The organism is Pseudomonas sp. 7-41 (assembly GCF_021233075.1).
Lineage (GTDB): Bacteria > Pseudomonadota > Gammaproteobacteria > Pseudomonadales > Pseudomonadaceae > Aquipseudomonas > Aquipseudomonas veronii.
In genome coordinates, this window is record NZ_CP089551.1 from 3,714,296 (window position 1) to 3,735,653 (window position 21,358).

At 60.2% G+C, this 21,358-nt stretch carries 17 protein-coding genes, 1 tRNA gene and 1 pseudogene; 16 read left to right on the forward strand and 3 right to left on the reverse strand.

The features are described from left to right. Positions 1–1,065 carry a tyrosine-type recombinase/integrase gene (locus LQ249_RS16620; RefSeq protein ID WP_232565676.1) on the forward strand — a complete coding sequence of 355 codons (1,065 nt, stop codon included), beginning with the start codon at positions 1–3 and terminating at the stop codon, positions 1,063–1,065. Positions 1,066–1,221: 156 nt separating this feature from the next. Here the strand turns inward: LQ249_RS16620 and LQ249_RS16625 are convergent. Together LQ249_RS16625 and pvdQ are read right to left on the reverse strand one after the other, a co-directional pair. Next, positions 1,222–1,295 (reverse strand) — tRNA-Cys (locus LQ249_RS16625). A 214-nt stretch (positions 1,296–1,509) separates the two neighbouring features. After that, positions 1,510–3,798, reverse strand: a complete 2,289-nt coding sequence (gene pvdQ / locus LQ249_RS16630) for a bifunctional acylase PvdQ (RefSeq protein ID WP_057004592.1) — start codon at positions 3,796–3,798, stop codon at positions 1,510–1,512. A 278-nt stretch (positions 3,799–4,076) separates the two neighbouring features. On the opposite strand from pvdQ, the gene LQ249_RS16635 reads away from it, so the two are divergent. Both LQ249_RS16635 and LQ249_RS16640 read left to right on the forward strand, forming a co-directional pair. Further along, positions 4,077–7,658, forward strand: coding sequence for a membrane-targeted effector domain-containing toxin (locus LQ249_RS16635; RefSeq protein ID WP_232565677.1), 3,582 nt, complete (start codon positions 4,077–4,079; stop codon positions 7,656–7,658). A 166-nt stretch (positions 7,659–7,824) separates the two neighbouring features. Next, positions 7,825–8,205 (forward strand): hypothetical protein, encoded by a 381-nt coding sequence (locus LQ249_RS16640; protein WP_017846378.1) that lies wholly within the window; start codon positions 7,825–7,827, stop codon positions 8,203–8,205. 14 nt (positions 8,206–8,219) lie between these two features. Here the strand turns inward: LQ249_RS16640 and LQ249_RS16645 are convergent, their stop codons facing one another. After that, positions 8,220–8,414: a hypothetical protein gene (locus LQ249_RS16645; protein ID WP_017846379.1), complete on the reverse strand. Its 195-nt coding sequence runs from the start codon at positions 8,412–8,414 to the stop codon at positions 8,220–8,222. A 172-nt stretch (positions 8,415–8,586) separates the two neighbouring features. Here LQ249_RS16645 and LQ249_RS31530 point away from each other — a divergent pair, with 172 nt between their 5' ends. From LQ249_RS31530 to glgA, 13 genes and pseudogenes are all read left to right on the forward strand, one after another. After that, the gene (locus tag LQ249_RS31530) at positions 8,587–8,721 is read left to right on the forward strand and encodes a hypothetical protein (RefSeq protein ID WP_017846380.1); all 135 of its coding nucleotides are present in this window, start codon (positions 8,587–8,589) and stop codon (positions 8,719–8,721) included. Between the two features lie 6 nt (positions 8,722–8,727). Continuing rightward, entirely contained in the window at positions 8,728–10,488 is a 1,761-nt protein-coding gene (locus LQ249_RS16650) for a M91 family zinc metallopeptidase (RefSeq protein WP_232565678.1), read from the forward strand. 22 nt (positions 10,489–10,510) lie between these two features. Further along, positions 10,511–10,723: pseudogene (locus LQ249_RS16655) on the forward strand (methyl-accepting chemotaxis protein); the annotation flags it as partial. A 90-nt stretch (positions 10,724–10,813) separates the two neighbouring features. Further along, on the forward strand, positions 10,814–11,275 hold the full coding sequence (locus LQ249_RS16660) for an SRPBCC family protein (RefSeq protein ID WP_017846383.1): 462 nt from the start codon (positions 10,814–10,816) through the stop codon (positions 11,273–11,275). 164 nt (positions 11,276–11,439) lie between these two features. After that, positions 11,440–12,150 (forward strand): FadR/GntR family transcriptional regulator, encoded by a 711-nt coding sequence (locus tag LQ249_RS16665; RefSeq protein ID WP_232565679.1) that lies wholly within the window; start codon positions 11,440–11,442, stop codon positions 12,148–12,150. Between the two features lie 112 nt (positions 12,151–12,262). Then, positions 12,263–13,456, forward strand: coding sequence for an L-2-hydroxyglutarate oxidase (lhgO, locus tag LQ249_RS16670; protein ID WP_232565680.1), 1,194 nt, complete (start codon positions 12,263–12,265; stop codon positions 13,454–13,456). A gap of 82 nt (positions 13,457–13,538) precedes the next feature. Beyond that, positions 13,539–14,864 (forward strand): MFS transporter, encoded by a 1,326-nt coding sequence (locus LQ249_RS16675; protein ID WP_232565681.1) that lies wholly within the window; start codon positions 13,539–13,541, stop codon positions 14,862–14,864. Between the two features lie 151 nt (positions 14,865–15,015). After that, positions 15,016–16,269, forward strand: a complete 1,254-nt coding sequence (locus LQ249_RS16680; RefSeq protein WP_057004596.1) for a ferredoxin reductase family protein — start codon at positions 15,016–15,018, stop codon at positions 16,267–16,269. Positions 16,270–16,376: 107 nt separating this feature from the next. After that, entirely contained in the window at positions 16,377–16,823 is a 447-nt protein-coding gene (locus LQ249_RS16685; RefSeq protein WP_126585608.1) for a DUF411 domain-containing protein, read from the forward strand. A gap of 3 nt (positions 16,824–16,826) precedes the next feature. Further along, positions 16,827–17,270 carry a YqaA family protein gene (locus tag LQ249_RS16690; RefSeq protein ID WP_169865279.1) on the forward strand — a complete coding sequence of 148 codons (444 nt, stop codon included), beginning with the start codon at positions 16,827–16,829 and terminating at the stop codon, positions 17,268–17,270. A gap of 43 nt (positions 17,271–17,313) precedes the next feature. Continuing rightward, a complete protein-coding gene (locus tag LQ249_RS16695; RefSeq protein WP_108524214.1) occupies positions 17,314–18,327 on the forward strand; it encodes an alpha/beta fold hydrolase in 1,014 nt (337 codons plus the stop codon). 26 nt (positions 18,328–18,353) lie between these two features. Next, positions 18,354–19,307, forward strand: a complete 954-nt coding sequence (locus LQ249_RS16700; RefSeq protein ID WP_232565682.1) for a D-2-hydroxyacid dehydrogenase family protein — start codon at positions 18,354–18,356, stop codon at positions 19,305–19,307. Between the two features lie 481 nt (positions 19,308–19,788). Beyond that, positions 19,789–21,345 (forward strand): glycogen synthase GlgA, encoded by a 1,557-nt coding sequence (gene glgA, locus LQ249_RS16705; RefSeq protein WP_079443969.1) that lies wholly within the window; start codon positions 19,789–19,791, stop codon positions 21,343–21,345. Positions 21,346–21,358 lie beyond the last annotated feature (13 nt).

The window sequence follows — 21,358 nt, forward strand, 5'->3', positions numbered from 1 at the left end:
ATGCGCCAGAAATCAACAGCCAACCGGGACCTACCCCCACGGATGATCCGACGATGCCACAAGCGCAAGAGCGGTAAGACGTGGATCAGTTATTACTACAACGGCAGAGACGCCCAGGGCAAACGCAAAGAAATCCCCCTGGGCGCCGACCTCGACCAGGCCAAAGTGGAATGGGCCAGGCTGGAGCGTCGAGCGCCACCGAAGCCCAGCCACCTGCTGGGCTCTTTGTTCGACAGGTACGTGAAAGAGATCATCCCGACCAAGGGGATACGCACCCAGTCCGACAACATGAAGGAACTCAAACAACTTAGGAAAGCCTTTGAGAAAGCCCCCATTGATTCGATAACCCCCCAGGTGGTCGCGCAGTACCGGGATGCCAGGACGGCAAAGGTCAGGGCCAATCGGGAAATCGCGCTGCTGTCACACATGTTCACGATCGCACGCGAGTGGGGCCTGACCAACAACGCAAACCCTTGCTTCGGTGTACGACGCAACAAAGAGACCCCACGGGACTATTACGCCGGCGATATCGTATGGAATGCCGTGTACGACGCCGCCGTACAGGAACTCAAGGACGCTATGGACCTTGCCTACTTGACTGGCCAGCGCCCCGCCGACGTGCTGAAAGTGGCGACCACTGATTTGGACGCCGAGTTCCTGATGGTCAAACAAGGCAAGACAGCGAAGAAGCTACGCCTACGACTGGAGGAGGAAGGTGTTCAGTCTGGGCTGAGCGCCTTTATCAATGACCTGCAGGAACGCCGTGCCCTCAACGGTATAAAAACATCGAGGCTGATCACCAACACAGCCGGCCTTCGGATGAGCCAGCAGATGCTCCGCAACCGCTGGGACGAAGCACGCGAAAAAGCTGCCATCAAAGCCGGCGCCGCCGGAGACGGCGACCTGGCAGTGCTGATCCGCCAATTCCAGTTCAAGGACATCCGCCCGAAAGCTGCGAGCGAGATCGAGCTGACACACGCCAGCCGCCTGCTTGGACACACAACCGAAGAGATGACCAAGAAGGTCTATCGACGCGTTGGTGAGATTGTAAAACCCACGAAATAACCCGCCGCATAACGACGCTACCAGGTGCCGTTCCGCTCCCCGAATGCGACCGAAACCGCAGGGGGTTGCGGAACGAATGCCAAAAGTTGCGGAACGGTTCCTAAATCGCAGGCATTAAAAAACCCCGTAGACCATTGATCTACGGGGCTTTAAGAGTGGAGGCCGAGGTCGGAATCGAACCGGCGTAGGCGGATTTGCAATCCGCTGCATAACCATTTTGCTACTCGGCCTCAAACGATCAGTACCCTGGTTGCTGGCACTCACCGCATACAAACTTGAGTGGGCTATGTAAAGCGTGCCTCTACTCTAACTCATTGAATACATTGAAGTTTTTAATGCTTCATTGCGTTCGATGGGCGCCATTATGTACTCATTTGCTTTTGCCTGCAACCCCTTGATTTCAAAAAATATTCTGCCCTGGCATCAAGGGGTTGCGTGCGCGCCCTACTCTTTGATGACCTGCGATTGGTACTGCGGATCGGCCTTGATCTGCGCTTCGCTGAAGGGCAGCGGGCGGAGGTTTTTTTCGGAGAATGCGTGTGTCTGGTCCTTTGCGTATTTCGATGCAGGGTTGCTGGACAGGGAGAATGTCAGTAAGCCTTGGGCGCGGGGGCCGTTGGCGTCGAAGGTGACGATTTGCAGGTAGCTGCTGCCGCTGACCACTTCGCGTTTGCCATCGGCGCGGGGCACGGTTTGCATGGCGTTGTAGATGCCAAGCTGTTGCGGGCCGCCGTGGATTGGGGTCTGGCCGGAGACTTGTAGGTCGCCCCAGCGGCTGTTGGCGGTGAGCCCGAGTTGGCCGGCCTCGACGGTCGAGGCCAGCATGGCTTCGCGCAGGGCCTTGGCGACGGGCGCTCGCTCGATGGCCAGGCCGCGTGGGGTGGTGAGGGGTTGGGCCGGGTCGAAGGCGACACGCCAGGCGTCAGGGCTGTGCTGCAGGTGTTGCATCAGGTTGATGAAATGCACCAGGCCCAGGCCGCTGTCGAGGTTGGCGCGCTGGTCCCAGGTTTGCAGGCTGGCGCACAGCGGTTGCAGCGTGGCGGTGTCGGCGCCGAGGTGCTTGGCGCAGAATTCGAGCAAATCGGGCATCACCTGGCTGGCGAGGTAGACCTGGTTGTCCATCACCATGTTTTGCAGGTCGGCAACGCTGATCGGCCGGTTGTCCAACGACTGCAGGCGTTGCACGGCGAAACGTGCGCGGGGGCCGAGGCCAGTGTTGTCCTGGCTGATGACTGGGGAAAAACCGGTGAGGGGCGCCTTGGGGTTGACCATCCAGGCCGAATCGTTGGAATGCTGCACGTAGTCGGTACGTTCCAGTTGCGGCAACTGGTCGGCCGCGAAGATCCCGGCTTGGGCAGCGCGCGGGTCGACGTCCCAGGCGCAGGCGCTGCGGGCACCGTCGAGCACGATCAATTGCAGGCCGGCCCGTGGGTCACTGCATTGCGCGAGTTTGGCCGCGTTGACGTTGGGCACCACCGACAGGTTCATGAACAGGCTCTGCCCCTGGTCATCCGCAGCCAGGGTATTGACCCACGGGATGCCTTGCAGGGTGTGTACCGCGGTTTGCAGCTCCTTGACGCTGCCGGCGCGATTCATCGCGTACCACTGTTGCAGCACGCGGTCGTTGCCCAGGTTGGCATCGCGCAGGCTGAAGGCGTAACGGTTGTCCCAATCGAGCTTGCCAGGCCATTGCACCACCGGGCCGAATTGCGAACGGTAGACGGTATGCGCCTGCTCTTTGAGGCTGCCATCGGCTTGTTTGACTTGCACCGTCAGCGTGGCTTTATCCAGCGGGATGGATTTACCGTCCAGCAGGTAGCGCGTGGCATCCTTGGGATCGAGGGTCAGGCGATACACGGTGAAATGCTTGGACGTGTCGACGGTATGGGTCCAGGCCACATGCTGGTTAAAGCCGATATTCACCAGCGGCAAGCCCGGCAGTGCAGCGCCCATTACATCCAGTTGACCAGGGATGGTCAGGTGCATCTCATAAAAGCGCATGCCGCCGATCCAGGGGAAATGCGGATTGGCCAGCAGCATGCCACGCCCGTTGAATGAGCGGTCACGGCCCACGGCGACGGCGTTGCTGCCTCGGTCCAGAGTGAAACGCTGTTGATGCGCAGCGGCCAGCTCAAAGGCCTTGGCGTCGCCCTGCCGATGGGCGGTGGTGTTGGGCGGCGTCGCGCCGACAAGGGCTTCGGCGAATTGGCCGACGCCGCCTTCCACCAGCAGCCTGCGCGTCAGCTTGATCACATCCTGCGGCGTAATCGGCCGTACCCACGCCGCCTGGCACTGGGCCGGAGCGCCCTGCTCTGTCAGATAACGGTTGTAGCCGGCGACGTACCCTTCGATACGCTGCTGGATCGGTGGGCTCTGCGCCGCCCAGAACGAGGCTACCGCCTCTGGCGTATTCAGCCAGGCAAAGAACACATCGCTGGTAACGTTGTTGCGCTCCTCCAGGGTCGATTGTTCAGGGCCAAAGAACCTGGCGCGCTCTCCGCTCACCGTAACCACCTCGTTGGCCAGCAGGCACAGATTGTCCTGGGCATAGGCGTAACCGATGCCGAAGCCCAGACCGCGCTCATCACTGGCGCGGATATGGGGCACACCGAAACTGGTGCGTCGGATGTCCGCCGCCGCCTGCACCACCGCCTCGTGCGCGGATGCGGCCAGGCTCACGCCCAGCAATAGCGCCGTCACACACACCCTGGACAACCCGTTACAAATAATCACGCAGACCCCACCGTCAGATTAAACCGCCTCACAGGGCAATCACCCCAACGTAAGAACGCAAAAGCCCGCGAATAATTTAGGTACGAATGCGGCCGCGTCATTTTCTGCGCTACGAGGGTGACCAGTCCAAGTGCCGATGGCCTCCGTTACACATACTGACAACCCGCACCGCCCGCAAGCGGAACACAAGCACCTGCTTTCAACACCCAAACGAGCGCCTTCATACAAAGGCGTTCGTCGGCAAGGACTGCCTCACCGTGTGAAAGAAGGTACTCAGCATGACATCCGTCACCCTAACCTCCGGCTCGTCCCAGCAACCTGTTTACCCGCTGTTGCCCACGGCTTTAGCGACCGACGACATGGCTCCGGTCGAAGACCCGCCTACAGAGCAAGAAGTCGACAGCAATGACAACCGCCAGGCCCTCAAAACCGCATTGGCGCACAGGCGCAACCTGCAAACGCTCGCCCGCCAACTCAAGCAGGCCGCCCAGTCACTGGCACCGCAAGCCAGCGCCGAAGCAGTGCTGCGCGCACTGCAAGAAACCCTGATGGACGTCGATCCAGACTCGGCGCTTCAGCATCAATCGCCGCAGAAAATCAGCCTTGAGCGTTTCATCGCACACCACGGCACGTACATTCCGGCCACGCGTGAAGACCTTTTCGACATGGCCGACGCACTGATCAATCATTCGTTGTCGCACCCATTGGGCAACTTGGGCGGCGGGCTCAGTTGGGCATTGCCGCTGAGCGTGGAACACCAGCGCGTGGTGCGCGACGTCGTTGCCGACAACACCGAGAAACTGCCGGGCCTGCCCCTTTTCGACCCTCGGCGCGGAGCATTGGGGTATCTGCTGGAAGGTAATCCGCTATCCGGTACCGAGCTACAGGACCCGGCCAAGGCGTTGGAGAAACTCCTCGATACCCCCAAGGCGCAGGAGCTGGGCCAGGCGATACAGGCCAAGGTCGGCGGCATCGCGACCGATACCAGCGCAAACGACTATGTACTGAGCGCGATCCACTTGGGGCTGGACCCCGAATCCATCGAACAGCCTGGCAGAAATACCGTCGCGGGCTTCAACCTCGCTGCCGACAGTCACTGGGGCATGTCGCCAGCCAGTATGATCAGCGCACTGGCCAAACACCTGAGCGACAGCGGCAAGACTTCCCTCGCTAGCGCGGATCTCGGCGCCAGGTTGCTGCTGGCACGGGTGGCGCCGCAATATCTGGTCAAGGATATTCCCGCCACGGTGGTGTACGGCAGCCAGGCATGGGCCAACTTGTGCATCGCCGTGGCTGCGATTGAAGCCCAGGCACCCGGCAAGGCAATGCACATGGATTTTGCCGAAGTCATGCGCCATGCCGACTCAATAGCACCGGCGGGTGAAGCGGCGCAGAAGGCCGCCTTGATCGATTGGGGCGTGGTGAACGGTTTTCTCTACGCCAAAGACGATGCGGCGTACAACAACGCAGAAATCGAGTACACCCGCGAAGCCTTCAATACCCAACACAGCGAATTGAGCGCCGCGTCCAAAGAAGTCGGCGCGACACTGCCCAGCCGCAAACAGATGGCGCTGGATCTGCTGAAAGCCACCTTCGGCGAACGCGATGACTTTGAGGATCGCGTGTTGCACATCAACTATAAATCCAACGACCCCAAGGCCCCGCGCTTCAGCCAAGCCTATTCGATGCTCGACATCACTCAGCAGAGGCTGGAAATCGACGCGCAGAGCTGGCTGGTCAGAGGCGCGCGCGCCGACATCGATCTTGAGGCGTTTGCGCAGTTCACCCGAAGCCCGTCTTTCAATATCCCGCAGGTGTTCGACACGGCATTTACCAACGCGCTGGACACTATCAAACAGGTAAAAAAATACTCACTCATCAGTGCCATTGACCGCCTGCCGTTGGCCGATCGAACACGCCTCAATTATGGAAAAATCAGTTTTTTCAAGGAAAACGACTACCGCACCAGCTTGATTCCTTTCGCCCAAGACAAGCTCTTCCACACCAGCCCAAAGATCCTCGTACACAGCGAATATCAAAACAGCCATCAGACATACGAATTCGATACCACAACCGGCAGCATCTCCAAGGTTGACCAGGGCAGGATCAGCCGGCCCCACCAATACGTGTCGGACGAAGTCAACAAAATCGAAGCGTTTCATCCCAATCGCTCAACCCACAACTACGACGCCGAAGAAAAGGAACCGCAATACCCCACCTTCAACACGTTCCAAAGTCCGCGAACCCACTACATCGCCGACGCACTGATCAAGGCGTTGGGGTTTGATGAGCCTGCCGTCAAGCAATACGCCGCAGGCGAAACCCCGGACGAGGCGCGACGCGAATGGGTGAGTTCAACAACGGACGCATTATTGAACCTGATCCCCCTCCGCTCGGCCATCACCCACTTGCGCAACGGTCACTACAAGGACGGCGCGATTGACCTGGCGCTGGATATATTTGGCTTTGTGACGGCCGGGTTGGGCGCTACCGCAAAGCTCGGCAAGGCAGTGACAAACGCGGGTTCAACCCTGGGTGCCTTGGCGCGCGGCGGCAAAATCCTCGGGGTCACCGCACTCAACGCCTTCAACCCGTTGAGTGGCAGCGTTGACCTGGCGGTGGGTGCAGGCAGACTTGTCACGGATGGCATCAGCGCCAGCGCGCAAGGCATCCGCAAGCTGCGCGGCACTGCCAACGGCCAGTCGCTGGTCATCGCCAGCCAACGTTACGAGGCCGCCGCAACAGGCGTTTTACAGGTGGGTACGCAGCAAGTGGAAGGCTCGGCCATACGCCAACACGGTAAATGGTATGCCTTCGATTCAGACGCCATGCAGCCTTATGGGCCCGCACTCGACGCATTCACCCCTGTCCATACGCTGATGCCGCCCTCACCCACTGCCCAACACCCGGGGCGATCGGCTCGCGATCATCGCTTCAACCCGCTGAGCCGACCGTCACGTCCGCCACTCAGTCAACCGCCGGCTGGGCTGCCAGTCGAGCCGGTGCGTAAAATCGACCATTTGCCCGACGCCGAGTACGTGAGCAGCATTCGTGGCCGCCCCATCGAGGGCCATTTCACCCCCAGCAGAAAGCAGGCAACCCATGAGAAATTCGCCCAGGAAATGCGCGATTTTTATACGCACATGGCCGCAAACGGGCTGCCCCCCCGCCCCGAGTTTCCAAACATTCCCGCGCCAAAGAAAACGAGCGATGTGATTGCCGATGCTTTTCGCACGGCGCCTGGCCTGGTATTCGGCGAATCCCACAGCAGCTTGGCGGCTTTCCGAACTTTGTATGACAACGTCGATGTGTTTGTTCAGAACAAGGTAAAAAAGCTATTCGTCGAAGGCCTGGTGTACGACAAAATCATGCGCTGGAAAGACGATGGCATGGGCCGGATCGGGCTCATATACCGCCCTCCCAACCAACGCCCGACCCTGGGCGAACTGTTGAAGAAATTCGAAGACAACGGGATCGAAATCGTACCGCTTGACCATTTTTACCTGACGCGGCACAACGACGAACGCCACCTGTTCGGCGGCCCCATCAAGACACCTGCGCAGGCCAAACGACGACTCGAAGAGTTCAACTACTACGCCACCCGCACCATCGAGCAACACGCAGGCGATGACAAGTGGGTTGCCCTGGTAGGGCGCCATCATCTCAATACCACCCAGAATGTTCTGGGCCTCTCCGAATTGACCGGCGCCACCGGCATCGCCGTGTATGGAAGAGCCGGACGCGTTAACTACGGCGTTCGCTCGGCGGACCCACGCCCCGGCCCCTCGGGCACCCTCACCCCTGCGGATGACTTGACCGGCGACCTGCAGATTTTCGCCGGCGAAGTGTGGCCGGTGTGACGGGAACAGCAGCTAGAAGACGTCTATCCAGAGCGATTGCAATGTGACAAAGCGGATACCGACAAATTTTCTACATCCGGCACTTCATGATTTGCATCGCTCGTTCGTCTTATTAGGTAACAGCGCCATCATTTTCCTGATCAGGCTCTGATAAGGAGTTTTTTGCATGTACAACTCGCAACTGCCCACGGACGGACATTCACCGACCGCCGAGGCCGCTCATGGCAGAGGCGCCCAAGCGTTCGGCAGCGCACCTGAACAGCACGGCAATCAGCGCATCCGCCATTTGCTCAAGTGTTTTGGTTTGCGCACCAGCCTGATCCGGCTGAAGGTCATCGACGCCCTCCTCACCGCCGCCGACAACCAGCGCACCCTTGGGGTACGCGGGGTACACAGCCATTTGCTGGAGCTGGGCATCCCGTTGTCGTTTCTCAGCGTGCGCGAGGTACTCAAGCGCCTGTGCAGCGAGGGCGTGATCACCCTCAATGCCGACAAAAGCTACAGCCTCCATGAAGAGGCTGCCAAAGTACTCGAAGGCCGCGCCTGACCCACGCAGCTGAATCAGAAGTTGGGCTTGACCTTGCGCCGCATCACACCGTTGATCACGACCACGGTGACCGCCACCGCAATGGCGATGTACTGGAACGTTTTTTCGCTGATAACCCCGGTGTTCTGCAAGTAGGACAGGCCAAACATCGTCCCCAGTACGACCAGGGAGATCAGAATCGAGTATTTCAAACGTTGCTTTTGCGTCATGACGGGTTCCTGAACCTTGAGAATGTATCCACTTTGTATCGCCGAACATGCCAAATACATACCCGCTGGAGGGGATGGAATCGGGTCGGCAGGGTCTCATGTTACAGGCGATGAAAAACTTTGGCTTGCCCGTCGCCTGATTCAATCTATGAGTACCCTAGAGGATTTTGAAATGTTCCGTCGAATCACACTGCTGATTCCCTTGTTGATCATCCTGAGCATGAGCGGCTGCATCATTTTCCCACACGGTGGTGGCTGGCATGACCACCGTTACTACGGTGGCGGCCCGGGTTACTACCACCGCTGATCACACGTGCGTCTCGCTCTCCCTGCGCAGAGCGAGACCGCTCAAGCCGTCGCTTATCCACCTGCCTTCAAAGGGCGCGTTTGGCCCGCCGATCACCGCCGGCACGAAACATTTTGCACCAAGCTTCTCGCCATCCTGCGGAACACTTTCAGCCAACCCACCACGGAATGGGCAGCCCTGATGCGCAATCAGATGCTCACCTCATTGAATGTGAAGGCCCCGCCGATGCTATTTCCTCTCGTTTATTTCGCAGCCACTCATACCCACACGCCACAACCTGCCCCTCGCGATAAACCCTCGCCTTACGATCCCCCATCCGATCTGACGCCAGACGACAGTAACCGCAGAAAACACCCGCTGCACACTGACGGCGACGTGACAATCAGTCGACTCATTGACTGGGATACATCGGACCCCGAAAAGCCGGAGATTAAGAGCAGTTGGCTTTTAGTGGAAAGCGGTAACCATTCGGACCGTATCCATGTACGCAGTTGGCCCGGCGACAAGCTGCAAATCCTGATCAACGACAAGCCCTATTTTTTCGACATCAAAGAAAAACAGGGCCCGGAGCAGCACCTCTGGATCGAAACCCAAGGGGGCGATGACACGGTAATAATCGACGATGACGTCAAGCTTCGTGTTGACGTTGAAGGGGGCGATGGCAACGACTACATCCGGGCAGGCGGAGGCCGGAGCAGACTCTATGGCGGGAACGGCAAGGACTTCCTGCAACTGGGCAGTGGTCTCGGCTATGCCGAGGGCAATGACGGCGACGACACCATCCTTGGGGGAAGCGGCCATGCCGTGATGTATGGCAATAAGGGCATGGACCTGCTCATTGCCGGCGACGGTCCCGCCACCAAGCAGAGTTATCTGGACGGTGGCGACAACGAAGATGTACTCGTCTCAGGCAGCGGGCATACGGTTTCACATGGCGGCAATGACGATGACCTTCTTATAGGGCGCGACCGTACCACCTTCTATACAGGGAAAGGCCACGACACCATTTTGAATAATCAGCGCAAGGACCGTATCTACGCCAACGCCAGTGATCATTTCGACCGTACCCAAGGCTCGGCTTTCACCGAGGTCAAACCCAGCAACGCCGGCGAGCAGGCGTTCATCGTGAAAGACGGGCACCTGGAGTTCAAACAACGGGTAACCGACGACCTCGAATTCCTGCGCAGTTCGCCGCTAGGCCAACAGACCCTTGCCAAAATGGATGAACTCGCCGTGCTGAACGGCGGCAAAGTCACCATCGAACGAGGTGACTCGGGCAACACGTCATACATTTTCTGGAGAACTGATCAGGACGAGCTGACACCTGAGGCATACGAAGCTCTCACCCCATCGGAGCAGGGAATCATCCAAAATGGTGTGGCCGGTTTGGGCGCCAATAGTGCCCACATTTTTTATGACCCCCAGTCTACCCGGGAGCGAGCTGACGGTACCTTTACAGGGTTTCCCGTAAACGGCCTCTTTCACGAGATTGGGCATGCCTACAATGGCGCCACCGGCACGTTCCTGGCGGGTGAGAGTACCCAACGTCGGGAATCAGGCAGAACGGACGTCGTCCCGCATTTAGAACACCAAGTCGTTGGCCTGCCCAGCGATGCAGAACCTTTTGACCTCGATAACGACCCCGCCACGCCACCAAGCACCATTAATCCAAAACCCTTCACTGAGAACGGTCTGCTCGAAGAAATGGGTAAACCGCTTAGGAAAAGTTACCGATTTGATCTCAGTGCTCAGGGGGACGGTCTCTAGTACACCCTTCACACGCCAGCCGGTCAGCCATATCAACAACCTCAGCACCCAGAACGCCACGGCTGCCGAGCAGCAAAGCGCTGTGACCGAGTGGATCAACCGCAGCATGGTCCATATCCGACATATGGTCGAAGAGCGGGTGCAAAGCGGCCATGCCACTGAAACCAATACGCAAAGCCTGCTCAACGCCAATGCCTGGGTGATCGCGCTGATGAGCCGCTTCAAGGTGCAGTGATAAATTAATGAGACACTCCCGTGCAATGCATGGGAGTAGGTCTATCCTGACAGCTCCGGGTGCAGAGTTTCACCACACAGGAGGTGTTCCATGCGCGCTGTCGAGCAGTCGGTCCGCCTGGAGCGGATCAGTCAGGAACGCTTTATCCAAGCGCCTATCGAGGCTGTCTACAACTATGTAACCCAGCCCGATCGCTGGCACGAATGGCACCCGACCTCCCTCAGTGCCGACACCGGCACCACCGGTTCACTCTCCGCCGGCACGCGCTTTACCGAGGTGATCGACCTGCTGGGCGTGCGGGTGCCGATGAGTTACCGCGTGCAGATCGCCCGGCCGCCGGAAGAATTCAAGGCGGTATTCACCTCCCTGGCCGTCGACGGCTCGATTCACTACAGCCTGCACGCCTGTCGTGACGGCACGCTGTTCAAGCGCGTGTTGACCTATGAAACCGAACTGCAACTGGCCGGCTTGCACGAGCGCATGGTGGAGCTGTCCACGGTTGCGCTGGACCAGCTCAAGCAACGCTTGGAAAACCCCGCCTTCGTCGAATGAGCCAACATACCGTCGAGCTTCCGCACGGCCGCGATGCGCCTTAGTCTCGACGGCGAGCCTATCGACCCAACGACCGGACAGCCTGCAAACATCTCCGGCAACATCTTGACAAGGCAAAAGCGTAACCTCTATTGTCTGACAACCTGACTACCAAGGTTTTTTCCATGCTTGAGCTCCAGCGCCCTGACTCGCTCGTTGTACGGGTCGTCAGCGCCATCCGCGCCGAAATCGATTCTGGCCAATTGGCGCCCGAGTCGCGTTTGCCCACTGAACAGCAACTGGCTGAACAACTGAACGTCAGCCGCTCGGTGGTGCGCGAAGCGATTGCCCAACTCAAGGCCGATGGTGTGCTGACAGCCAAGCGTGGCCTGGGCTCATTTATCTCGCAAACCCCTGCGGGCACGGTGTTTCGCTTCCCGGAAAAAAACGGTCGTCGTCCGGACCTGGCGCAGATGTTCGAAGTGCGCCTGTGGATCGAAACCCAGGCCGCCTCGATCGCCGCCCAACGCCGTGATCCCGACGACCTGCAGCGCATGCAGAAGGCGCTGCAGGAAATGCACGACCAGCGCGCCGACTTCGAGGCCGCCGCCCTCGCCGATGTCGAGTTTCATCGCGCCATCGCCGAAGCCAGCAAGAATGACTACTTTGTCGCCTTCCACGACTTTCTGCGCAGCCAGTTGGCCAGTGCGCGCAAAACCGCCTGGGAAAACTCGGCGTCGCGTTTTGCCAGTGGCTCGGCCGACGCCACCCAGGAACACCAGGCGCTTTACCAGGCCATCGCCGACGGTGATGCCCAAGCGGCCGCAGCCAATGCCGAAGCGCACCTGCGCGCAGCGGCCAAACGCCTGCAACTTGAGCTGCCTGCCACGAATTGAATGATCCAAGCTTTGTGCAGCGTGCCTCAGGCACGCCATTTTTTTAACAAAAACATTAGTCTGACAACCTGATAAGCAGACTGAAATGTGCAGCCCTTAGGTACTCCAAACCATGATTTACGATTTCTGCATCATCGGCGGTGGCATCGTCGGCCTGGCCACTGCGATGGAGCTGCTCAAACGCCAGCCCAACGCCTCACTGGTGATCCTGGAAAAAGAAGCCTCGCTGGCCAAGCACCAGACCGGGCATAACAGTGGGGTGATTCACGCTGGCATCTACTACGCCCCCGGCAGCCTCAAGGCCGATCTGTGTAAACGCGGCGCCGAGGCCACCAAACGGTTTTGCCGCGAACACGGGATCAAGTTCGAGGTGTGCGGCAAGTTGCTGGTGGCCTCCACGCCCCTGGAAATGCAGCGCATGGAGGCACTTTATGCGCGCTCGCAGTTGAATGAGCTGAATGTCGAACGCCTGGACGCCGACCAACTGCGCCAGCGCGAGCCCAACATCATCGGTCTGGGCGGCTTGTTTCTCGATGCGACCGGCATTGTCGATTACCGCGAAGTCTGCGAAACCATGGCCCAGGTGATTCGCCGACAAGGCGGTGAGATCTGCCTGGAGCGCACCGTCACCGCCATTTCGGAAGACACCGACAAGGTCACCGTCAACACCCGCGGCGAAGCGTGGCAAGCCAGGCACCTGGTGGTCTGCGCCGGCCTGCAGTCGGATCGGCTGGCGACGATGGCCGGGGTCAAGATCGACCACCAGATCATCCCCTTTCGCGGCGAGTACTTCCGCCTGCCGGCCTCGAAGAACAACCTCGTCAACCACCTGATCTACCCGATTCCGGACCCGGAACTGCCGTTCCTCGGCGTGCACCTGACGCGGATGATCGACGGCAGCATCACGGTCGGCCCCAACGCCGTGCTGGGCCTGGGCCGGGAGAACTACCGCAAGTTCTCGATCAACTGGCGCGACGTGGCGCAGTACGCCAGCTTCCCCGGTTTCTGGAAAACCCTCTGGCAGAACCTGGGTTCGGGCAGCGTCGAGATGAAAAACTCACTGTTCAAGTCCGGCTACCTGGAGCAATGCCGCAAGTACTGCCCGTCGTTGAACCGCGAAGATCTGCTGCCCTACGAAGCAGGCATCCGCGCCCAGGCCGTGATGCGCGACGGCAGCCTGGTCCACGACTTTCTGTTCGCCCAGACGCCCCGCATGCTCCATGTCTGCAACGCGCCCTCACCCGCCGCCACCTCGGCGATTCCCATCGGCGAAATGATCGCCGATCGCATGTTCACACCCGGCTGACACCGCATCCCCGGCCCTTCCCGGGCCATCGCCACAAGCGTCACTTTGACAATAAATATAATGACTCAGAAGGAAGTACAGAATGACGGCAACACCGCATACCGCTGCCCCGGAAACGCCGGCACAAAGCAAAAAACGCCTGCGCAAAGTCGCCGCCGCCACGATCTTCGGATCGATGCTGGAGTGGTACGACTTTTACCTGTACGCCACCATGGCGGCCATCGTGTTCTCGAAGATCTTCTTCGACAACAGTGATCCGAAAACCGCCTCGCTCATGGCCTTTTCCACCTTCGCCATCGGCTTTATCGCCCGACCCTTCGGCGGCATTCTGTTCGGCTACCTGGGCGACAAGTTCGGCCGCAAACAGGTGCTGGTATTGACCTTCTGCATGATGGGCGTGTGTACCACGCTGATCGGCCTGATCCCCAGCTATGCCTCCATCGGCATCTGGGCGCCGATCATCCTGGTGTTCATCCGGATCATCCAGGGCCTGGGCGCCGGGGCCGAGTTGTCGGGCGCGGCGGTTACTTCCTACGAGCACGCGTCGGAAGGCAAGCGCGGCAGCCAGGGCGCCTGGCCGGCGTTGGGCCTGAACCTGGGCCTGCTCCTGTCGTCATTGACCGTGTACCTGCTGACCATCAATGGCAACGACTTCATGCTGGCAGGCGGCTGGCGTATCCCGTTCATCTGCAGTATCGCGTTGGTGGGCGTCGGCCTGTGGGTGCGCAACAGCATTCCGGAAACCCCGGAGTTCAAGGAGCTGAGCCAGGCACCCAAGGTCGCCAAGCCTTCGCCGCTCAAAGCGCTGTTCAAGAACGATCTCAAGGGGTTGGCGGTGGTGTTCTTCGTAGCCATTGGCTACAACGCCCTAAGCTATATCTTCAAGACGTTTTCGCTGGCCTACCTGACTCAATTCAAAGGCGTCGATGTGCACGTCACGTCGCTGTCGGTGACCATTGCCAGCCTGATCGCCATCGTCGCGGTGCCGTGCTTCGGCTGGCTGTGCGACAAATGGAGCAGCAAAAAAGTGCTGGTACTCGGCGGCGTCTGCTCGCTGTTTTTTGCCTACCCGTTCCTGGCCCTGCTCGACACTGGCGACAGCCTGATGATCTACATTGCCATCGGCGTCGGCACCGGCCTGCTCGCTCCCATGATGTTCGCGCCCCAGGGCTCGTTCTTAAGCCGTCAATTCCCGACCCAGACGCGTTCCTCGGGCTTCGGCACCGGCCGCGAAATCGGTACCGCTATCGCCGGCGGCCTGGCACCGCTGGGAGCCTTGTCCCTGGTGGCCGCGTCACCGACCCACGCCACAGGCGGGGTGGTGATTATCCTCGCGATCGCGGCACTGCTGGTGGTGGTGTTCGCCCTGTGCGACCAGGGCCGTAAACACTCGACCTTCAAGAACTGAGCGAAAAACCTCGGTCGACTTCAGCGCGGGGGCCAGGCCATGGCCTGTGCCCTTGCGCATGACCGACGTCAAGGCCGCTCTTCACGTAACCGGGTAACCTAAAAATGTGAGATGAGTATTCACTCCCCCGAAGAAACCCTAGGAGCACCCGTTGAAAACCCGTCACTGCCTCGTCGTCCTCTTCCTGATCACGACGTTGACGTTACTCATGGATATACCGGTCAAGACGTGGCTGACCTCAGCGACCCTCAGTTTGCTGCTCGGCACTTGCGCGCTGGTGTACATGGCGGCGTCCTGTGTACTGGCCAGTCGCTGGTCGGTGGTGGAGAACGTGTTTGGCGGCCTGGATCGCGTCTATGAAGTACACAAGTGGTTGGGCATCTGGGCGCTGGTGTTCGCCACGTATCACTTTGTGTTCAAAGCTAACCTGGATGTGTGGAACAGCGTGCCCATCCTGGAGCTGCCCAAATACTGGACGCGCCTCGTCCGTCAACTGAGCTACGTGGCGCTGGGCCTGATCGTGCTGTTGGCGTTGAACCGCAACATTCCTTACAACGTCTGGCGCTGGTGGCACAAGTTGTCTGGCCCGCTGTTCCTGATCGTGATCCTGCACGGGCTGAGTTTCAAATCGCCAATCACCCTGACCGCGCCATCGGGCGTCTGGTTGACCTTGTGCTGCAGCCTGGGCGTCATCGGAGCCCTCTATAAATTGGTGCTTTACCCCTGGGTTGGGCGTGCCGGCGAATACCGGGTGACGGCCGTCAACCGCGCCAACGGCGCGTTGCATTTGACACTGGCGCCAATTCACAAAGGGTTTGACTTCAAGGCCGGGCAATTCGCGTTCCTGGCCATGCAGGTCAAAGGGTTGCGCGAGCCGCACCCCTTCACGATCGCCAGCGCTAACCGTGAAAACGGGCAGATTGCGTTCATGATCAGAGGGTTGGGGGATTACACCAACGCCCTGGCAGACTGCGCCAAGGTCGGCATGCGCGCCGATCTGTATGCGCCTTACGGGCGCTTCAAGCGTGCCGTGCAGGCAGAACGGGAAATCTGGATCGGCGCCGGCGTGGGTATTTCGCCGTTTATTTCCTGGCTGCAAGACCCTGCCGCCAAAGACTTCGACAAAGCCACGCTGGTCTATTGCTTTACGCCCGCGCGCGCCTTCCCGCCGGCCGAACAGGTGCAGACCATGGCCCGCTTACGAGGTGCGCAATTCGTCAGTAATGCCGGCGGCCTCGAACGCTTGGCCGACACCCTGCGCCAAGCCGTGGCCGAGACCGACCCCGACAAAGTGCATATCAGCTTCTGCGGCCCCAAAGGCTTGCTGGTCAAGGTTCGCGAGCTGATGAACGCCCACCGGATTCCACCGGCCAACCTGCACAGCGAACGGTTCGAGTTTCGCTGAAACCACGGGACGCAGGTCAACCCAGCACCTGAAGGGGGTTTGGCGGTGGACGTAAACTGGCATGATAGCGCCCATCCCACAACCTTCTCTGACTTGCGAGACGCCCCATGAAAACCCCATTGCGACTGGCCCTGCTTTCAGCCCTGTTGACCACCGGCCTGGCCCAGGCGGCCGAGCTGATCCCCATCGACGTACACCGCGACGCCAACTGCGGCTGCTGCAAACAATGGATCCGCCATCTGGAAAGCCACGGTTTCAAGGTCAATGATCACGTTGAAGCCGATATGAGCGCGGTCAAACAACGCCTCGGCGTTGCGCCGCGCCTGGGCTCGTGCCATACCGCCGTGATCGACGGCAAGTTCATCGAAGGTCACGTACCCGCCGAGCACGTGTTGGCGCTGCGCAAGCGCGATGATCTGCTCGGTATCGCCGCGCCGGGCATGCCCATGGGTTCGCCCGGCATGGAAATGGACGGCCACGGCGACGCCTACCAAGTCATCGGCCTGACCCGCGACGGTAAAGATGTGGTGGTAGCCGACTACCCGGCACACTGATCGATGCTGACGGGTTACCTGGGGCTGTTTTTTGCGGCATTCGGCGCCGCCACCCTCCTGCCCTTGCAATCGGAAGCCGTGCTGGTGGGCCTGCTGCTCAGCGGGCATTACAACCTGTGGTGGCTGCTGGGCATTGCGACGCTGGGCAACGTGCTCGGCTCGCTGGTCAATTGGCTGCTGGGGCGCTCGATCGAGCACTTCAAGGCACGGCGCTGGTTTCCGGTCAACGCCCGGCAACTCGACAAGGCGCGCCGCCACTACGAACGCTGGGGGCATTGGACGTTATTGCTCAGTTGGGTGCCGATCATCGGCGACCCGCTGACCTTGATCGCCGGGGTGATGCGCGAACCGCTGTGGCGCTTTTTGCTGCTGGTGACCCTGGCCAAGGGCGTGCGTTATGGCGTGCTGGCCGCGCTGACCCTGCACTGGGTGTTAATCCCCACTTAATCGCCTGCAAACAGCATCCGAGCTCCCCACTCGGAGCCCCGCCATGCCTCTACTGCGCACCTTTTGCGTTGCCGGCCTGCTCGCCGCCGGCGCAGCGCCCGTATTCGCCGCCACCGAAGGCCCCAGCTACGGGCCTGAACTGCAGGGTTTCCAATACCCTTATCCGGTTCAACAGTTCCGCTTTCAGTCCCAGGGCAAATCCCTGCACATGGGCTACATGGACATCCCGGCCAGCGGCACAGCCAACGGTCGCAGCGTGGTGCTGCTGCACGGCAAGAACTTCTGCGGCGCCACATGGGAGGGTTCGATCAAGGCGCTGAGCGACGCCGGTTACCGCGTGATCGCACCCGACCAGATCGGCTTCTGCACCTCGAGCAAGCCCGACAGCTACCAGTACAGCTTCCAGCAACTGGCGATCAATACCCACCAACTGCTGGAAAAACTCGGCATTCAGAAGGTCACCCTGCTCGGCCACTCCACCGGCGGCATGCTCGCCACCCGCTACGCGCTGCTGTACCCAGAGCAAACCGAGCAACTGGCGCTGGTCAACCCGATCGGCCTGGAAGACTGGAAAGCCCTCGGCGTGCCTTATCGCAGCGTCGACCAATGGTACGAACGCGAATTGCAGGTGAGCGCCGACGGCATCCGCAGCTACGAGCGCGACACCTACTACGCCGGCCACTGGAAGCCCGAATACGAGCGCTGGGTACAGATGCTCGCCGGCATGAACAAAGGCCCCGGCCACACCCAGGTGGCATGGAACTCGGCGCTGATTTACGACATGATCTTCACCCAGCCGGTGTACTACGAGTTCAAGGACCTGCAGGTGCCCACGCTGTTGCTGATCGGCACCAGCGACACCACCGCCATCGGCAAAGACCTCGCGCCGCCGGCGGTGAAGGCAAAGATCGGGCACTACGCGGTGCTGGGTAAACAGGTAGCCAAGTTGATCCCCCGCGCCACCCTGGTGGAATTCCCCGGCCTGGGCCACGCACCGCAGATGGAAGAACCGGCGCAGTTCCACAAGGCCTTGCTGCAGGGGCTCGACCACCTTTAATCCAACGTTATAAGAGGCGCCCGCGTATGTCGCTACAGATTGCAGTCATTGATGATTGGCAGGACGTCGCCCGTGATGTGGTTGACTGGTCAGCCCTGGCGGCGCTCGGCCAGGTGCATTTTCTGCATGATTACCCGGCGGATACCGCCACGATGGTCGAGCGCCTGAAAGGCTTCGATGTGATCTGCGTGATGCGCGAACGTTCGACCTTCGATAGCCCTTTGCTGCAAGGACTGCCCAACCTCAAGCTGCTGGTGACCGGTGGCATGCGCAACGCCGCCATCGACCTTGCCGCCGCCAAAGCCCTGGGTATCCAGGTGTGCGGCACCGACAGCTATAAACACGCGGCACCGGAGCTGACGTGGGCGTTGATCATGGCGTCCACGCGCAACTTGCTGGCCGAAGCCAATTCCCTGCGCGCCGGCCACTGGCAGGTAGGCCTGGGCGGCGACCTGCATGGCCAGACCCTGGGGATCCTGGGGCTGGGCAGCATTGGCCAGAAGGTCGCGCAATTTGCCCAGGTGTTCGGGATGCGGGTGATTGCCTGGAGTGAAAACCTTACACAGCAACGCGCGGCGGAATCCGGGGTGACGTGGGTCAGCAAGCGCGACTTGTTCGCACAGGCCGATATTCTCACCATCCACCTGGTCCTCAGCGAGCGTAGCCGTGGGCTGGTGGATGCCGAGGCGCTCGGCTGGATGAAGCCGACGGCACGCCTGGTCAATACGGCACGCGGGCCGATCGTGGACGAACCGGCGCTGCTGGAGGCCTTGAGCAACGGCCGCCTGGCGGGAGCAGCGCTGGATGTGTATGCCGAGGAGCCACTGCCGGTCGATCATCCGTTGCGCCGCTTGCCAAACGTACTGGCCACTCCCCACGTCGGGTATGTCAGCGAGCAGAATTACCGGCAGTTCTATCAGCAGATGATTGCCGATATCCAGGCTTGGGCCGCGGGCACGCCCATTCGCGTGCTCGGCTGACGCACCAATTCAGCGCACGCGCACTGCGGTGACGAGGCGCCTGCTCCCGAAACGCCCCTGAAGCGGGGCGCCAGCCCACCAACCGGACCGCGCGCCCTCGCCACGCGCTATCCACCGATCGCCACGCGCCCACACCGCTTTCCAACGTCGCATATCGTTACAAGTTTTTTTGTCCTACAAAATTTCCACATAAACCCTACAGTCTTTAGGATTTGTCCTAGACTCAAGCTCGATGGGTCCGTTCAAAAACAAAAGCCCCGCAAAAAATCGAAACTTTCAAACTCTGCCGTAGGTCAGGTTTAGGGTAAGGCGTGCATAAGCGGTTCAGACCGAATGCCCGTCCATCCAATCTATTTCAGCTAACCGTGCAACTGGCACAAGCCTTGCCAGTTTGTATAGCGCTTGTGCGTCTGGCCGCAGGAAGCGGTCTTCGGAGCTAGTGGCAGCGGGCCACCAGCCAACCAACATGTGGGAGAGAACTATGATCAGTGCCGCAGTAGAAACTCAGGGAGAGCGTTTTAGTAAATCGGCAGGGGGGCCAACATCGTTGGTCGATCTGCCCAATGCTGTGCGGCCGGTCGTGAGTCATAACCCCAATCGAAAGAAAGTCTTGTTCGTCACTTCCGAATTTGCCGACCTGGTCAAGACCGGCGGCCTAGGCGATGTTTCCGCCGCCCTGCCCCGCGCCATGGGGCACTTGCACGATGTGCGCGTGCTGATCCCCGGTTACCCGCAGGTGATGGAAAGCGACAACCCGATCCATATCATCGGCGAACTGGGTGGCCACGCCGCGCTGCCGCCATGCAAGATCGGGCGCATGGACCTCAAGGATGGCCTGGTTATCTACGTACTGATCTGCCCCGAACTGTACGAGCGCGAAGGCACGCCCTATGGCGCCAACAACGGCCGCGACTGGCCGGATAACCACATCCGCTTCGCGCGCCTGGGCCTGGCCGCTGCCGACATGGCCGCCAACCTCGCCCAGATCCACTGGTGCCCGGACCTGGTGCATGCCCACGACTGGCCCGCCGGCCTAGCCCCTGCCTATATGCACTGGCGTGGGTCACGCACACCGACCCTGTTCACCATCCACAACCTGGCATACCAGGGCGTGGTCAGCCTGGCCTCCACGCCGGAGCTGGGCATTCCGCCCCATGCGCTGCAACAGGAAGGCATGGAGTTCTACGGCAAGATGTCGTTCCTCAAGGCGGGGATGGCCTACTCCAGCCACATCACCACCGTGAGCGCCACCTACGCCCAGGAAATCACCACCCCGGAATTCGGCTGCGGCCTGGACGGCTTTCTCGCCAGCAAGACCCAGCAAGGCTTGCTCAGCGGCATTCCCAACGGCATCGATGAAAGCTGGGAAGCCTCCACCGACACGCACCTGACCCACAACTTCAATATCGGCGATTGGGAAGGCAAGGCAGTCAACGCCGCCCACGTGCGCAACCTGTTTGGCCTGCATGACTCCACCGGACCGCTGTTCGCCGTGGTCTCGCGGCTGGTCTATCAAAAAGGCCTGGACCTGACCGAAGCGGTCGCCAGCTTTATCGTCGAGAACGGCGGCCAGATCGCGATCATCGGTCGTGGCGAGCCGGAAGAAGAACAGGCCATGCGCGAACTGGCGCTGCGTTTCCCGGGCCAGGTCGGTGTACGCATCGGCTTCAACGAAACCGACGCCCGTCGCATGTTTGCCGGCAGCGACTTCCTGCTGATGCCGTCGCGCTATGAACCGTGCGGCTTGAGCCAGATGTACGCGCAGCGCTTCGGCTCGCTGCCGGTGGCGCGCAACACCGGCGGCCTGGCGGACACCATCGAAGACGGCGTCACCGGGTTTCTGTTCAACGAGTCCACCGTGGACAGCTACCGCGAAGCCCTGAACCGTGCGTTCAAAGTGTTCGCCTACCCAGGCCTGCTCAACGCCATGCGCTGCCGGGCGATGACCCAACCGTTCAACTGGTGCCAGGCGGTCGAACCCTATGCCGAACTGTATGAACAACTGGTGGCCAAGGCGCTGGGGAAATCGACTAAATAATCAAGGGAGGTCT

What these genes read in the sequence shown, in the direction of transcription:
- glgA (WP_079443969.1), top strand. Translation starts at nt 19,789, where the DNA reads ATGATCAGTGCCGCAGTAGAAACTCAGGGAGAGCGTTTTAGTAAATCG.
- LQ249_RS16640 (WP_017846378.1), top strand. Translation starts at nt 7,825, where the DNA reads ATGTACAACTCGCAACTGCCCACGGACGGACATTCACCGACCGCCGAG.
- LQ249_RS16620 (WP_232565676.1), top strand. Translation starts at nt 1, where the DNA reads ATGCGCCAGAAATCAACAGCCAACCGGGACCTACCCCCACGGATGATC.
- LQ249_RS16675 (WP_232565681.1), top strand. Translation starts at nt 13,539, where the DNA reads ATGACGGCAACACCGCATACCGCTGCCCCGGAAACGCCGGCACAAAGC.
- LQ249_RS16700 (WP_232565682.1), top strand. Translation starts at nt 18,354, where the DNA reads ATGTCGCTACAGATTGCAGTCATTGATGATTGGCAGGACGTCGCCCGT.
- LQ249_RS31530 (WP_017846380.1), top strand. Translation starts at nt 8,587, where the DNA reads ATGTTCCGTCGAATCACACTGCTGATTCCCTTGTTGATCATCCTGAGC.
- LQ249_RS16645 (WP_017846379.1), bottom strand. Translation starts at nt 8,414, where the DNA reads ATGACGCAAAAGCAACGTTTGAAATACTCGATTCTGATCTCCCTGGTC.
- LQ249_RS16690 (WP_169865279.1), top strand. Translation starts at nt 16,827, where the DNA reads ATGCTGACGGGTTACCTGGGGCTGTTTTTTGCGGCATTCGGCGCCGCC.
- LQ249_RS16685 (WP_126585608.1), top strand. Translation starts at nt 16,377, where the DNA reads ATGAAAACCCCATTGCGACTGGCCCTGCTTTCAGCCCTGTTGACCACC.
- lhgO (WP_232565680.1), top strand. Translation starts at nt 12,263, where the DNA reads ATGATTTACGATTTCTGCATCATCGGCGGTGGCATCGTCGGCCTGGCC.
- LQ249_RS16665 (WP_232565679.1), top strand. Translation starts at nt 11,440, where the DNA reads ATGCTTGAGCTCCAGCGCCCTGACTCGCTCGTTGTACGGGTCGTCAGC.
- LQ249_RS16635 (WP_232565677.1), top strand. Translation starts at nt 4,077, where the DNA reads ATGACATCCGTCACCCTAACCTCCGGCTCGTCCCAGCAACCTGTTTAC.
- LQ249_RS16660 (WP_017846383.1), top strand. Translation starts at nt 10,814, where the DNA reads ATGCGCGCTGTCGAGCAGTCGGTCCGCCTGGAGCGGATCAGTCAGGAA.
- LQ249_RS16695 (WP_108524214.1), top strand. Translation starts at nt 17,314, where the DNA reads ATGCCTCTACTGCGCACCTTTTGCGTTGCCGGCCTGCTCGCCGCCGGC.